Annotated in this window: 15 protein-coding genes; 5 read left to right on the top strand and 10 right to left on the bottom strand. The window is 60.9% G+C overall.

The features are described 5' to 3' along the window. Positions 1 to 115: 115 nt before the first annotated feature. Positions 116 to 724, bottom strand: a complete 609-nt coding sequence (locus tag AC1D06_RS17460; RefSeq protein WP_477987192.1) for an NAD(P)-dependent oxidoreductase — start codon at positions 722 to 724, stop codon at positions 116 to 118. 182 nt (positions 725 to 906) lie between these two features. On the opposite strand from AC1D06_RS17460, the gene AC1D06_RS17455 reads away from it, so the two are divergent. Together AC1D06_RS17455 and AC1D06_RS17450 are read left to right on the top strand one after the other, a co-directional pair. Further along, positions 907 to 1,503: a cupin domain-containing protein gene (locus AC1D06_RS17455; protein ID WP_477987190.1), complete on the top strand. Its 597-nt coding sequence runs from the start codon at positions 907 to 909 to the stop codon at positions 1,501 to 1,503. Then, positions 1,503 to 2,285 carry an SDR family NAD(P)-dependent oxidoreductase gene (locus AC1D06_RS17450; protein WP_477987189.1) on the top strand — a complete coding sequence of 261 codons (783 nt, stop codon included), beginning with the start codon at positions 1,503 to 1,505 and terminating at the stop codon, positions 2,283 to 2,285. The genes AC1D06_RS17455 and AC1D06_RS17450 overlap by 1 nt, the downstream gene beginning before the upstream one ends. Here the strand turns inward: AC1D06_RS17450 and AC1D06_RS17445 are convergent. Next, the gene (locus AC1D06_RS17445) at positions 2,280 to 2,498 is read right to left on the bottom strand and encodes a hypothetical protein (protein WP_477987187.1); all 219 of its coding nucleotides are present in this window, start codon (positions 2,496 to 2,498) and stop codon (positions 2,280 to 2,282) included. The two genes, AC1D06_RS17450 and AC1D06_RS17445, sit on opposite strands and share 6 nt — an antisense overlap. Beyond that, a complete protein-coding gene (locus AC1D06_RS17440) occupies positions 2,495 to 4,084 on the bottom strand; it encodes a phytoene desaturase family protein (protein ID WP_477987185.1) in 1,590 nt (529 codons plus the stop codon). The genes AC1D06_RS17445 and AC1D06_RS17440 overlap by 4 nt, the downstream gene beginning before the upstream one ends. Positions 4,085 to 4,289: 205 nt before the next feature. On the opposite strand from AC1D06_RS17440, the gene AC1D06_RS17435 reads away from it, so the two are divergent. Next, the gene (locus AC1D06_RS17435) at positions 4,290 to 5,300 is read left to right on the top strand and encodes an SMP-30/gluconolactonase/LRE family protein (RefSeq protein ID WP_477987184.1); all 1,011 of its coding nucleotides are present in this window, start codon (positions 4,290 to 4,292) and stop codon (positions 5,298 to 5,300) included. Between the two features lie 6 nt (positions 5,301 to 5,306). Here the strand turns inward: AC1D06_RS17435 and AC1D06_RS17430 are convergent, their stop codons facing one another. The 5 genes from AC1D06_RS17430 to hisD form a co-directional block, all read right to left on the bottom strand. Next, positions 5,307 to 5,804, bottom strand: a complete 498-nt coding sequence (locus tag AC1D06_RS17430; RefSeq protein ID WP_477987183.1) for an RES family NAD+ phosphorylase — start codon at positions 5,802 to 5,804, stop codon at positions 5,307 to 5,309. Then, positions 5,805 to 6,155, bottom strand: coding sequence for an antitoxin Xre/MbcA/ParS toxin-binding domain-containing protein (locus AC1D06_RS17425; protein ID WP_477881057.1), 351 nt, complete (start codon positions 6,153 to 6,155; stop codon positions 5,805 to 5,807). A gap of 74 nt (positions 6,156 to 6,229) precedes the next feature. Then, positions 6,230 to 7,390 carry an alpha/beta hydrolase family protein gene (locus AC1D06_RS17420; protein ID WP_477987182.1) on the bottom strand — a complete coding sequence of 387 codons (1,161 nt, stop codon included), beginning with the start codon at positions 7,388 to 7,390 and terminating at the stop codon, positions 6,230 to 6,232. A gap of 155 nt (positions 7,391 to 7,545) precedes the next feature. Beyond that, the gene (locus AC1D06_RS17415) at positions 7,546 to 8,310 is read right to left on the bottom strand and encodes an SDR family NAD(P)-dependent oxidoreductase (protein ID WP_477987277.1); all 765 of its coding nucleotides are present in this window, start codon (positions 8,308 to 8,310) and stop codon (positions 7,546 to 7,548) included. 5 nt (positions 8,311 to 8,315) lie between these two features. Continuing rightward, complete coding sequence (hisD, locus tag AC1D06_RS17410; RefSeq protein ID WP_477987180.1) at positions 8,316 to 9,632, bottom strand: histidinol dehydrogenase; 1,317 nt, start codon at positions 9,630 to 9,632, stop codon at positions 8,316 to 8,318. Between the two features lie 173 nt (positions 9,633 to 9,805). On the opposite strand from hisD, the gene AC1D06_RS17405 reads away from it, so the two are divergent. Beyond that, positions 9,806 to 10,729: an NAD-dependent epimerase/dehydratase family protein gene (locus tag AC1D06_RS17405; protein WP_477987179.1), complete on the top strand. Its 924-nt coding sequence runs from the start codon at positions 9,806 to 9,808 to the stop codon at positions 10,727 to 10,729. Positions 10,730 to 10,751: 22 nt separating this feature from the next. After that, complete coding sequence (locus AC1D06_RS17400) at positions 10,752 to 11,723, top strand: fumarylacetoacetate hydrolase family protein (protein ID WP_477987178.1); 972 nt, start codon at positions 10,752 to 10,754, stop codon at positions 11,721 to 11,723. Between the two features lie 389 nt (positions 11,724 to 12,112). On the opposite strand, the gene AC1D06_RS17395 is transcribed toward AC1D06_RS17400, so the two are convergent. Both AC1D06_RS17395 and AC1D06_RS17390 read right to left on the bottom strand, forming a co-directional pair. After that, positions 12,113 to 13,108 carry a hypothetical protein gene (locus AC1D06_RS17395; protein ID WP_477987177.1) on the bottom strand — a complete coding sequence of 332 codons (996 nt, stop codon included), beginning with the start codon at positions 13,106 to 13,108 and terminating at the stop codon, positions 12,113 to 12,115. A 19-nt stretch (positions 13,109 to 13,127) separates the two neighbouring features. Then, positions 13,128 to 13,278, bottom strand: a 151-nt coding sequence (locus AC1D06_RS17390) for a transposase domain-containing protein (RefSeq protein WP_477987275.1), incomplete at its 5' end; no start/stop codon positions are given.

The following is a 13,278-nucleotide window of genomic DNA, read 5'->3' as shown; positions in this document are numbered from 1 at the left end:
GAGGTCTCCTGGTTGGTATTCCGTGCGATGCTTCGGTCGCCCGGCGGGGGTTGACAAAGTCGATGCTCAAAATCCGCTATTGATCTCTGTGGGCTGACGTTGCTCGCCAAGCGTTTCAGTATCCCACCGTAATGCGTTCGCGCAGATGCTGCCCGTGTTCGAGCTCATCCACGATGGCGACGGCCATGTCTTCGAAAGAAAGGCTGGTCGGCGCTCCAGCCACCATCAGCATGTGGTCCTTGCCATGGCGGAACGTTCCGGTCCGCTCGCCGGCGATGAAAAAGCGCGGCGGCGAGATAAAGGTCCAGTCGAGGTCGTCGGTCTTTCTCAAGCCTTCGAGCAGGTCTTTTCCCTTCAGCGAATTCGGCCGGGCAGCTTCTGGGAAGCCAGGCTGGTCGGTTTCCTCGATGCCGTCCGGGTGGATGAGGCTGCCCGCCCCGCCAACGATGAGATAGCGCCTGACGCCGGAATCGAGGATCGCCGGCAACAGGATGTCCGGCGGCAGATCGAGAAAACGCACCGAGCTGATGACGGCATCATGGCCACGGACGGCATCGGCAATCTGTTCCCGGCTGCCGTCGATGCCCTTGGCGGTGACGCCAGCCGATTGTGGAACGCGACCGGCGTTGCGCACGACCGCGGTGACCGTGTGGCCGCGTGCGACCAATTCGGTCAGAACACGCGAGCCGGCTTTGCCGGTGGCGCCGATCAGGGCGACTTTCATGCAAACCTCCTCCTCATCGGTAGATCGCAAGCGGCATTATTGCTTGGTTGACCAACCAATAAACCAGAACGGCGGGAAATGCGAATTCGTAAAAGCGATACCGCCAATCCGAAAAATCGATTTCTGCACCTGCTCTCGGGTGACTAGCCTGTGGTCGGCCCACCTTTCGCTGACGAGGCATTATGCAAATCGATACACCACCGGCACTGCCTGATATCCGCCGGATCGTCACCGGCCATCGCCCGGATGGCGCTTCCTGCATTGCCTCGAATGGTCCGCTGTCCCTGGTGCAAAGGCTGGAGGCGATTCCAGGTACAGTCTTTCACGAAATATGGTCGACGGAAGGCGTGCCGGCGCCGGTCGGCAATGGCGATGATCCGACGCTCGCCGGGCTGATGTTGCCGCCGCCACGGAATGGCACCCGTATCCGTATCGTCGATATCCCGCCGGACACCGAGGATTTTTTGAAAAACGGTGCCGCCCGGATGCAGGCAGCCTTTGCCTCGATCGGCGAGGCTGGGGCTTCGACAGTCAAGGCCAGCTCGCCGCATCCGCTCATGCACCGCACCCAATCGATCGATTACGGCATCGTTCTCTCAGGCGAACTGGTCCTGGTGCTCGATGAGGAGGAGGTGACGCTGGGCATCGGCTCGGTCGTGGTCCAGCGCGGAACCAATCATGCCTGGGCCAATCGATCGGATCGCGTCTGCCGGATGCTATTCATGCTGGTCGATGGCGCCTATTCGCCCGAAATCGCTGCCAGCCTAGAGGGGCGCTGATGCCGGATCCAAACGAGCTTTTCGGTCTTCACGGCAAGACCGTCCTGATCACCGGCGCCGCTGGCGGCCTCGGACAGGCGATTGCCGACCTGTTTGCCAGCGCCGGCGCAGAGCTGATCCTGACCGACCAGACGCTTGCGCATGCCGAGGCCGCGGCGGCATCGATCCGAAGCCGGGGCACCGCCATCAGGACTTTTGGATTGGATCTCGGCGATATTCCGGCCCTGCGCGCCGCGGCGCTTGACATGGTCAACAAGGGGGATGTGCCCGATGTGCTGGTGCTGAATGCCGGCATGCAGGGGCCGGCCGGTCCGATCAGTGACGTGACCGAGGTTGAATGGCATCGCGTCATGACCGTCAATCTCGCCAGTGCTCATGCGCTGACATCGGCTTTCGCCCCGGCCATGGCACGCCGCGGCGGCGGCAGCATCATCCTGATGGCGAGCATTGCGGCACTGCGCGGCAACAAGGCGATCGGCCTCTACGGGCTGTCGAAGGCAGCGCTGGCGCAGCTGGCGCGCAATCTCGCGGTCGAATGGGGACCGCTCAATATCCGTGCCAATGCCATCGCGCCCGGCCTGATCCGCACACCGCTGGCGCGCGAACTGATGGCCAATTCGAGTTTCATGGTGCGGCGGCTGTCGATGACGCCGCTCAGGCGTGTCGGCGAGCCGCACGAAATCGCCGGCGTTGCGCTCATGCTGGCCAGCGACGCCGGGGCCTTCATCACCGGCCAGACACTGGTCGTGGATGGCGGAACCCTGATCTCTGACGGATCATGATTTCTTTGGCGAGCGCCTGATGATGAAGGGGATGAGCTGAAAGAACATTTTCAGGCCGAGAAGCTTGAGGCCGGCGCGTGCCTCCTCCGGCGTCAGCTTGGCTACCATCGGCATGGCGCCGAAGATCTTGCCGCGGATTACAAGTTCGCCGTCCTCGATCGACACTTTGCGGACAGCCATAAGTTCCTTGTTCTGCGCGTCGAGAAACTTCATAGGCGTGCCCCCATCACCTTGTCGTAGTCGATGTTCATGTCATCCATCATCCGGATGGCCGTGCCGCGGCCGGCGCCGAACACGCCGCCGCCGGGATGCATGAACGGGCCGACAAGGTAGAGGCCTTCGACCCCCGGCACGGCATATTGGCCGTAATCCGGCGTCGGGCGATGGCCGACAGTCTGGTACATATAGGGCGCGCAGCCATGGATATCGCCGCGCAGGAAGGAATTGGGGCTGTCGCGCTCCATGTCGAGCGGGCTCTTGACCACGCGTGCCAGGATGTTGTCGCTGTCCATGCCATCGAAGAATTTGCGATAATAGTCGAGGCTCTTGTCGGCGACTTCTTCCTTTCGCTCGTCCCAAAGAGCGGGATTGCCCTCCAGGTCGTAGGGCGCGAAGGTGACGCCGTAGAATGTGCCGGAGCCGGCCGGCGCACGGCTGGGATCGCCGACTGCGATATCCGAGCCGGCGCAAAGCGGCACGGCCGGGATCTTGCCCTGCTTGAGCTGGTCGAAGGAGGTGCGCATATCGTTCATGCGGTCGGAGGTCATGAGTTCGGTCATGACAGCCTGGTCGAGATCGCCGCCGGCCTTCAACGTCGCCTGCTTCTTCAGGGCATAATGGCTGAGCATGATGGAGAAATGCGACTGGGTGATCCGCTGGGCGCGCTCGTCGACGCGCGGCGGAATGCCGTCGACGAATTTGCCCAGCACCTTCGGATGGATGCCGGCGATTACCGCATCCTTCGCTTCGAAGCGCTCGCCGGTCGTCAATTCGACGCCGGTAATGCGGCCCGACGACGTGAGGATGCGGCGGACTTCGGAATTGCAGCGCACTTCGCCGCCGAAATGCTCGATCGATTTGATCATTGCCTTGGTGAGTTCGCCGGAGCCACCGACCGGACGGGCGACACCGAATTTGTGGATGATGCCGGGCATCAGAAATACGCCCATGCCGGTGCCGAGATCGTCGGGCGCCTGCAGGTTTTCCGTCACCAGCCGCACGAGATGCACCTTCAGCCGCTCGCTTTCGAAGAACTGGTCGGCGAGATCGACCGAAGACCGGCTCATGAAATCGAGGATTTCGCGGCCCTCATCCGTCTGGTCCATCATCGCCATGAAAGCGCCCATGGGGAAGGGCGGCGAATAGAGCCCGGACATGAACATCGGCAGGAAGGCCATGCTCTTCTGCGCAAAGCGGCGATAGGCCTCGGCGTCGCGCTGCGAGAATTCTGCGATGCCTTCGCAGGTCTTGTCCAGGTCCTTGTAGAGCTTCACCGCGGTGCCATCGTCGAAGACGGTGGCCGAGGGCAGGGGCGAATAATGGTATTTCAACCCGAATTTCGAGAACAGGCCGAGCTCGTCATCGGTGATCATCGGATTGCCCTGCAGCATGATATGCACATTGGAGTGCTCGTCATGCCAGAAGCCCGGCAGGGTTAGTTCGCGGGTAGAGACGCCGCCGCCGGGGTGGCCCTTGCGTTCGAGCACCAGCACCTTCTTGCCGGCCTTGGCCATATAGGCGGCAGCAGTCAGGCCGTTGTGCCCGCCACCCACGGAAATGATGTCATATCGATTGGCCACGCGATCCTCCCCAAAGCGCCGATGCGGTCGTTTCGGGGCACGCTAGTCGAGCTCGCGACGGCTGAGAAGAAGGAACATTTTTGTTCCCAGTCCGATCGCATCATCGTCTACGTGCAAAAATTCAAACGAATTCAAGCAGCAAGCATTGACAATCGCCGCCGAAAATTATTTGGTTGGTCGAACAACTAAATAAGGAGAAAGGTCGATGACGAACCCGCTGGCGGGATTTCAAGTGCGGCGCGAGGATATCCACTTCATTGGTTCAGGCCTAGAGCGGCCGGAATGCATCCTGGCCGAACGCGACGGGACGCTCTGGTCGGCCGATGCGCGTGGCGGCGTGATGCGCATCGATCCGGACGGAAAGCAGGAACTCATCCTGCAAAAGGGGCTGGAGAACCGTGCCGCTGCCTCCTTCGAAGATCGCTACGTCAATACGATGGGCAGCTTGCCGAATGGCCTAGCCTTCGATGCCAATGGCGATTTCCTGATTGCCAATTTCGGCACCGACCGACTGGAATTCATGCGGCGCGATGGCGAGAGCCGGGTGCTGATCGACAACATCGACGGCAGACCGGTCGGCAAGGCGAATTTCGTCACCCGCGACAGCAAGGGCAGGCTATGGCTGACGGTCACGACCCAGATGGTGCCCTGGACCGATCACGTGAAGACCATGAGCCGCGACGGCTATATCGCGCTGATCGATGACAAGGGCGCCCGCATCGTTGCCGATAATCTCTGCGGCACGAATGAGCTCAGGTTCGACGCCAAGGAGGAATGGCTCTATGTGGCGGAAACCACGTCGCGCAACATCACCCGCTTCCGCGTCCAGGCCGATGGCGCACTGACCAATCGCGAAATCTACGGCCCGTCAAATGTCGGCGGCTTCTGCGACGGTATCGCCTTCGACGCCTATGGCAATCTCTGGACGACGCTGATCATGGCCGACCGGCTGGTGGCGATCACGCCCGAGGGCGATCTCCTGACCGTGCTCGACGATGGCAATCCGGAAAAGACCGCCGAACTCGACAAGGCCTGGGAGGAAGGCAAGGTGACGCCGGACCTGATGGCGGCCGCGACCGGAACGCTTTGCCCTTGGATGGCGTCGCTGACCTTCGGCGGCACGGACCTGAAGACGGTCTATCTCGGTTCGCTCAGGGGCAGCCGCATTCCGTATTTCGGGAGTCCTGTTGCGGGCCTGCCGCTGATCTACTGGTAGCGCGGCTCAACGCGAAAGGCGGCCTTCGTCATCGATCAGCACGAGGCGGGATGGGGCAGGATTGCCCCATGTCCAAAGGACGAGATTGAGATCATCCGGATCTGTGCCGGGAGCGAAACTTCTGACCAGCAGTCCATGAAAGCCTTTGGCGACGAGGTTGCGGGCGAAAGCCTGCGTCCGCGCTTCGCCGCTTTTCTTCATCTGATCGCGCCATGTCGTGTCCGCAAGGCCGGCTGGGTCCATGTCCTCTGCCTTGAGAGCGGCCACATCCCGACTGTCGAAAACACGCTCGATGTCCGCCTCATACGAGACCAGCGTCGTCGGCTGCAGGTTGCCGATCTGGTTGGCCTCCCGAAGAGCGACAAGAACGGAGAGCGAGGTATAGAGCGCCGGCACGCCCTTCGGATTGAATCGACCGCCATAGAGTTCGGCGCCGCGGCCGGAGAGCGGTTCGCGCGCGTAGACCGGGTTCAATGCCCGAAAAAGCTTCCCCTGGTAACGCATTTACGCATGAATGCCGGCATCGACCGCGTCGATATAGTCGAGCACCTCGGCGGCGCGCCCGCTTTGCACCAGTTGCATCGCCGTCTGGCCGGAGAATCCCGCCAGCGGTTCCGAACGGTACCAGGCATAGGCAATCAGCGCCGAACCGAAACGCGGTTCGACCTTGTTGACGATCTCGATCATTTCCCGCAATCGCCGCTGCGTCTTGTCCGAAAGGACACGCTCTTTCCGCTGAATGGCGTCCCGGCCAAGACCGGCCGTGCGGGCGACTTCCTCGCTGGTGGTTCGGAATGCATCGGCAATCTTGCGCGGTGCGAAAAATCCATTGTCCGCATATTGGGCGAGTGCCATGAGCTTGAACTCCATGCCATGAATTATGACGTAATATAGCGTCACATTTGGCGTTGTTCAAGCCTGATGGTTGCTCAGGCCATTTCGGCAAACGTCTCTCCGACCCAGTCGGCGATATAGTCGCGCAGGATCGTGCCATTGTCGGCGCCACAATGCTCGACTTCGAAATCGTCGCCGGTGGTGATGAAGAGCGTGCGCTTGGGACTGTTGACGGCCTGATCATGGCTCTGGTGCGCATATTCGACCGGGATCTGCCGATCGCCGCCGCCATGCGTGATGAGGAAGGGCACTTTGATCTTTTCGACCACGCCATTCAGGTCCATGCTGGGCGCCCAGTCCATGAAGTCTTCGATCGTCTTCTTGCCGAACACCCACATCACATGGTCCCAATAGTGCGGCACGGGCCGGTCGCCCTCGCGCGCCATGCGCCGCTTCTGCATCTCGCCCCAATTGTGGTTCGCGCCCATGACGGCGCAGAGCGCGAAGCGCGGGTCCATGGCGGCGGCGCGCGGGGCGAAATAGCCACCCAGCGACAGGCCGAACATGCCGATGCGCTTGGGGTCGACATCGTCGCGGGTCAGCAGATAGTCGAGCGCAGCCGAAGCCCAGGCCTCCGCGTCATGGCGGCCGACGAGGCCGAGATTGCGTAGCGCCTCGCCGGTGCCGGGCTGGTCGATGACAAGGGTCGAGACGCCGCGTAGCCGGAACGCTTCCGGATTGCCGGCGCCATAGATTTGCTCCTTCATCGAATCGAGGCCGTTGCAGGAGACAAGGCAGGGCGCCGGCCGGCCATCCGCACCAGGTGCCGCCTTGACGAACAGGCCAGTGAAATACTTGCCCTCATAAGGGATTTGGACGAATTCGACGCCCTTGCGCTGCAGCTCCACGCCTTTGCGGAAATAGGCAAGACCATCGTTATAAGCCTGCCATCGCGGCGCATAGTCTCGGCTTTGCATGCGCTCGGCCGCGAGCAGATAGCCGGCGGCGCGCTGGTATTTGATGCCGGCCGACAGCTCGCGCCCCATGTCGAAATCGCGATCGCCCATGGCGATGATTTTTCGCGCGACATCGACCCAGGAGTCGAAGAACAGTGCCGTGCCGGCATCCTCGCCACGCGCCGCCGCTTCGCGGATCGGCCGGCAGGCCTCATCGAGCTCGCCGTGATTGCCGCCGCACATCAGCGCCAGATTGGTGGAGAGGTTCCACACATAATTTCCGGGGAAGGGTTCGAACATCAGAGGTCTCCTCTCCTGCAAAATTGTATCGGATTGGCTCCTCCCTCTCCCCACGAGAAGGAGGGGCCAATCGTTGCCACCTGCACCCTATCGAACGGTCGCCGCTCATGGCACCGTTGCGCGTGGCAAAGCGGGCCGCCCAGGTTCTTCAAACGTCAATCCGCCGTCCAGCCGCCATCGACAACGAGTGACGTACCGGTCACCAGTGCGGCGGCATCGGAAGCCAGGAAGACGATGGCGCCCATGACATCCTCGACCTGGCCGAGGCGGCCGAGCTTGATCTTGGCCAATACCGATGTCCGGAAGCCTGCATCCTCCAGAAACGGCCTGGTCATCGGCGTTTCGATGAAAGTCGGCGCGAGCGTGTTGGAGCGGATGCCGTATCTAGCAAGGTCGAGCGCCATTGCTTTGCTTAAGCCTTCGATGCCCCATTTGGAGGCGCAGTAAAGCGTGCGGTTTTGTCCGCCGACATGGCCCATCTGTGAACTCATGTGGATAATCGAGCCGGGGCGTCTGGTGTCGATCATGCCTTTCGCCACCGCTTGGGCGACGAAGAAGGCCGCCTTGAGATTGAGGTCAAGGACGGCATCGTAATCGGCTTCCGTCACCTCCCAGACCGGCTTCGGCCGGTTGGTGCCGGCATTGTTGAACAGGACGTCGAACGGGCCTTTCGCCGCGATCGTCTGCGCTGACGATTCCGTGCTGGTCACGTCGAGGCACGTGGCTTCCGCCGCGCCGCCGGCGGCCTTTATCGCTGCGGCGGCTTGCGCAATCTCGTCCTCCGAACGTGCGGCAAGCACGACATGCGCGCCGGCTTCAGCGAAAGCCGCTGCCGCTGCCAGTCCCAGTCCTCTGCCCGCCCCGGTGACAAGCGCGCGCTTGCCATCGAGGCGGAAAGAGGGCGTCCTTGGGAGGGCCATCGTCATCAGGCAAGCTCTTCGGCGCGGCCGGCATAGGGCACATTGTCGCCGCCATAGCGCCGGACACGGATATTGGCCTGCTCGCCATGGCCGGAAAAACCTTCGAGGTCGCAGAGGCGCGAGCAATAGCGGCCGACTTTTGCCGAGGCCTCATCGGTCAAAACCTTCTGATAGGTACAGGTCTTGAGGAACTTGCCGACCCAGAGGCCGCCGGTGTAGCGCGCCGCCTTCTTCGTCGGCAGCGTGTGATTGGTGCCGATGACCTTGTCGCCATAGGCGACATTGGTGCGCGGCCCGAGGAACAGCGCGCCGTAATTGGTCATGTTCTCAAGGAAATAATCGGGATTTCGCGTCATCACCTGCACATGTTCGGAGGCGATCTCGTCGGCGATCTCGATCATTTCTTCGTCGGAATCCGCAACGATCACCTGGCCGAAGGTTGCCCAGGATCTGCGGGCGATTTCGGCCGTCGGCAGGATTTCCAGAAGCCGCTCGATTTCGGCCAGGGTGTCACGGGCAAGTTTCTCCGATGTGGTCAGCAGGATCGCCGGGCTGTCCGGCCCGTGCTCGGCCTGGCCCAGGAGGTCGGTGGCGCAGAGTTCGGCGTCGACGCTGTCGTCGGCGATCACCAGCGTCTCGGTCGGACCGGCGAAAAGGTCGATGCCGACGCGGCCGAACAGCTGCCGCTTGGCCTCCGCGACAAAGGCATTGCCCGGGCCGACCAGCATATCGACCGGCGCGATCGATGCCGTGCCGAGCGCCATGGCGCCAACGGCCTGGATGCCGCCGAGCGCATAGATCTCGTCGGCGCCGGCGAGATACTGTGCCGCAACGATCGCCGGTGCGAGCTGGCCTTTATAGGGCGGGGCGCAGGTGATCACGCGCGGCACGCCGGCCACCTTGGCGGTGATGACAGACATATGGGCGGAGGCAAGCAGGGGGTATTTGCCGCCCGGCACATAGCAGCCGGCCGCCTGTATCGGCAGGTTCTTGTGGCCCAGGATCACCCCCGGCAGGGTCTCGACCTCGACATCGCGGATCGCCTCGCGCTGGATCCTGGCGAAGTTGCGCACCTGCGTCTGGGCGAATTCGATATCGGCAATATCGCGCTTTGAAAGTTTTGCCAGGCAGGCATCGATCTCAGCCTGGCTCAGGCGATAGTCGTCGCGATCCCAGCCATCGAACTTGATCGACAGTTCGCGAATGGCCGCGTCGCCGCGCGCTTCGATGTCGGCCAGCGTCGCTTCGACCACGTCCCGCACCTTGCGATCCTGCTCGGCAACGCTTTGTGGTTCGGCTCCGCGCTTCAGCCAATGCGCCATGTCGGTCTCCTCCTCATGATTATCGCAGCGAGGTATAGAGTTATTTGGTCGTCTGTTCAAATAAGAGGTTTCGATAAGGACTATCGATAAAACGGATAGGTCACTCGATTGCTTTCTGTTTCAAAAAGACTAGTTTATTGGTTGATCAACCAATTAACGGGATGGGAGGGTTCATGAAGGTTGTCGTCGTCGGCGCTGGCGGCTTTGTTGGCCAGCGGCTTGCCAGCCTGTTGTCGGCCGAAGCAGATATTTCCGAACTCGTCCTCATCGATCAGGCGTCGATTGCCGCGCCGCTCGTTGATGATCCACGCTTGCGCCTTCTGCAGGGCGATTTCGGCGATCCTTCGCTGCTGGAGAAACATGTCGCGGGGGCGTCGACCGTTTACCTGCTGGCCTCCATTCTCGGCGGTGCCGCCGAGGCGAACTATGCGATGGCCCGTAAGGTCAATATCGACGCATCGCTCACCCTGATCGAGGCGCTGCGCGACGCCAATCCCAACACGCGGCTGGTCTTCGCCTCGACCATCGCCGTCTACGCCAAGCCGATGCCGGCGCTCGCCACGGATGAGACGCCGACCGGTCCGACCATGGTCTATGGCGCGCAGAAACTGATGATGGAAGCGGCGATCTCCAATTTTGCCGCACGCGGCTGGCTGGACGGCGTCTCGCTGCGGCTTTCGGGCGTCATGGCCCGCGACGGCGCCGATGCAAGGCTGAAATCGGCTTTCATGAGCCGCGTCTTCTATGCCGTCATGCGCGGTGAGGATATCGTCTTGCCGGTCCATCCGCATTCGACGACCTGGCTGACATCGGTGGAGACGGCGGCGCGCAATTTCCTGCATGCAGGCACTCTGGAGAGAGACAGGCTCGGCCGCGATCGTGCCTTCACTCTGCCGACCCTCTATCTGACATTCGGCGAATTGGTCGAGGCCTTGCATCGCCGCTTTCCGCAGAGCCGCGCCCGCGTGACCTACGCGCCGGACGAGGAACTGGTGGCGCTGTTCGGCTCCTATCCGCCGATCACCACCGCCATCGCCGACCGGCTCGGCTTCGGTCGCGACGTGGACGCGGACGCATTGGTGCGCGCGTCGCTGTGAACAGATTACGAAGAGGAAGATCATGAAACTTGCAAGCCTCAGGGACGGCACAGCGGATGGACGGCTCCATGTCGTCAACCGCGATCTGAAACGCGCAGCACCCGCCCTCGGCGTCGAGACGATGCAGCGCCTGCTGGAGGATYGGGAAACACTGGCACCCCGGCTTCAATCCCAATATCAGGAGATGAATGCCGGCTCCGTTGCCGGTGAAATCGTCTTCGACGCTGATCAGGCCATGGCGCCGCTGCCGCGCGCCTGGCAATGGCTAGATGGCTCGGCCTTCGAGAGCCATGGCGACCTGATGGATGCCGTCTTCGGCATCAAGAAGGAAAAAACCTGCCGGCCGCTGATGTATCAGGGCGTGTCGGACATGTTCTACGGCCCACGGGAGACGATATCCTTCCCATCGGAGGCCGACGACATCGATTTCGAGGGGGAATTCGGCGTCATCACCGACCGCGTGCCGCTCGGCACAGCGCCCGAAGCGGCAATGGCCCATATCCGGCTTCTGGTGCAGATCAACGACTGGTCCCTCAGGCGAATCGCACCGATCGAAATGAAGACCGGCTTCGGCTGGATACAGGCCAAGCCGCCGTGCTCGATGGCGCCGGTCGCGGTCACGCCGGACGAAGCGGGCGAGGGCTGGCGCGACGGCCGGCTTGACCTGGAGCTGCTGGTCGATTGGAACGGCAAGCGTTTTGGCGCCGCCAACGGCTATGCGATGGGCTTTGGTTTTCACGAACTCGTTGCCCACGCCGCCTATTCCCGCAATCTCGTGCCTGGCACGGTGATCGGATCGGGCACGGTCTCCAACCGGAATTTCCGCGAGGTCGGTTCAAGCTGCATCGCCGAGCGGCGCGGCATAGAAATCATCGATCTCGGCGGCGCGAAGACGCCGTTCATGCGCTATGGCGACACCGTGCGGATGGAAGCGCGCCGCAAGGATGGTGGTGTCCTGTTCGGGGCGATCGAGCAATCGGTCAGCGGCATCTGAAATATGTCGTGTCACTTGCGGAGGTCACTGTTAGCCACCGATTGAAAAGCGCATTATTTCATTGCAGCGGCTCGAACGAACCAGATTCCGCGAATCGTGGGGTCGGCTCTTGTTCATCGTCTAAGAGATGCTGTCCAGCCGGTGCGCGATGGCCCCGCTCCCCATGGCGAACTTTCCTCAATGTAGGAAAAGATTTCGAACAGCCGCAAGGCTCGCCGCATTTCACGAAGTCTCACCGCTTGAACTTCGCCCAAAGCGCGGCAACTTCCTCGTCGGTAGCAAACTCACCGCGCTCGGCTTTGGCTGTAGAGGCGTCAAGGCCTGCATTTTCCTCCGGACCAAGTATAAAATAAAAGCTCCTGAACATTAAAGGGGCCTCCTTGGCCTGGTCAGTGGTCGCAGTCTTTGGCGGTTACCATTACCTCACCTATCTCACGCCCACTTTTCTCCACATAAACCTCTCGGAGCGATCCCCCTGCTCGAAAAATCGATACGAAAGAGCTAGCGCAAATTTGCTCCCGATGCCTTGAGCGAAGTGTCTCTGGCATTGCCATATTCTCGCCATCCACGGTGTAGGTGCGTTGCAATTGCATTCCTATAGCCTCAATCTTGGAGATTGATGTAATCTCATCAACCTTTATCGGGGTATGCGCCGCCGCAGCCATAGCACGCAAAGCGCCTTCGAGACCTTTTGACCCGATCAATAAATCCACACCTGCTCTCTCTGCATCTGGATTATTTTGTGCCTGTTGCTGCGACATCGCCTGCGCTTGTTCTTGCAAAAATACAGTCACCCACACCGTCGCCGCAAGAAGGACAAAGCCTGTAACGACGCCTAAGCCCCCGGAAAAAATCGCTATTGTTGGCATTTTATTGGGCGATGCTGGTTGTTGCGACTCCTTAAACAAAAGCCACAAACTAGCGATCGGTATAAATGCAAGAAACGCTCTGCGGCCATGTCCAAAGGCATCTCGCGACCTTGCAATCGCCGCACGACACCCAAAAAAACCCGACACCAAATACGCCAAAAACGAAAGAGCCACAAAGACCCAGAGGTAGCCGCCGATAATTGCCGGTACACTAAAAAGCCAAACCAATTCCACGAAACTTGAGAGGAATAAAATGAGCATCCCATACGCGAAATAATGCGCACGCCCCATCTCCGCATTTGAACGGGTTACAATCCCTGCAATAATCGCCCCAACCACTATGAGAAGGTAAGCAATACCTTTAATGTTATCCTCACCCTGCCCGACATAGGCGATAGCCATATGCTCTAACAATTTCTTGACCTCACCGTAATAACCGTATGCGGCGTCTGCGCCCCATTGATTTGTCAGTTGCAGCGGCTTGATAGGTTTGCCTGGGGGCCGGTGTGAGCTCACCGACGAGTATCTGACGAGCTCATTGTGAGGCCTTGATGCGGGCGGCGTAAGCCCATGGCATCAGAGCATCGATGTCTTTGACGAGGTGGCCGTTTGCGAGGCGGGTGAAGAGGTCGCACAGATAGGCGTAGGGCTCAACGCCGTTCATTTTGCAAGTGCCGATGAGACTG

It is taken from the genome of Rhizobium sp. P2_G2 (assembly GCF_056403555.1).
The sequence above is the reverse complement of the archived record's forward strand: the minus strand, read 5'-3'. Positions and strand labels throughout refer to the sequence as shown.

Excerpts from the sequence above, each read along its gene's own strand:
- AC1D06_RS17420 (WP_477987182.1), bottom strand. The coding sequence starts at position 7,390 with ATGTTCGAACCCTTCCCCGGAAATTATGTGTGGAACCTCTCCACCAAT.
- AC1D06_RS17455 (WP_477987190.1), top strand. The coding sequence starts at position 907 with ATGCAAATCGATACACCACCGGCACTGCCTGATATCCGCCGGATCGTC.
- AC1D06_RS17450 (WP_477987189.1), top strand. The coding sequence starts at position 1,503 with ATGCCGGATCCAAACGAGCTTTTCGGTCTTCACGGCAAGACCGTCCTG.
- AC1D06_RS17415 (WP_477987277.1), bottom strand. The coding sequence starts at position 8,310 with ATGGCCCTCCCAAGGACGCCCTCTTTCCGCCTCGATGGCAAGCGCGCG.
- AC1D06_RS17425 (WP_477881057.1), bottom strand. The coding sequence starts at position 6,155 with ATGGCACTCGCCCAATATGCGGACAATGGATTTTTCGCACCGCGCAAG.
- hisD (WP_477987180.1), bottom strand. The coding sequence starts at position 9,632 with ATGGCGCATTGGCTGAAGCGCGGAGCCGAACCACAAAGCGTTGCCGAG.
- AC1D06_RS17435 (WP_477987184.1), top strand. The coding sequence starts at position 4,290 with ATGACGAACCCGCTGGCGGGATTTCAAGTGCGGCGCGAGGATATCCAC.
- AC1D06_RS17405 (WP_477987179.1), top strand. The coding sequence starts at position 9,806 with ATGAAGGTTGTCGTCGTCGGCGCTGGCGGCTTTGTTGGCCAGCGGCTT.
- AC1D06_RS17430 (WP_477987183.1), bottom strand. The coding sequence starts at position 5,804 with ATGCGTTACCAGGGGAAGCTTTTTCGGGCATTGAACCCGGTCTACGCG.
- AC1D06_RS17460 (WP_477987192.1), bottom strand. The coding sequence starts at position 724 with ATGAAAGTCGCCCTGATCGGCGCCACCGGCAAAGCCGGCTCGCGTGTT.
- AC1D06_RS17445 (WP_477987187.1), bottom strand. The coding sequence starts at position 2,498 with ATGAAGTTTCTCGACGCGCAGAACAAGGAACTTATGGCTGTCCGCAAA.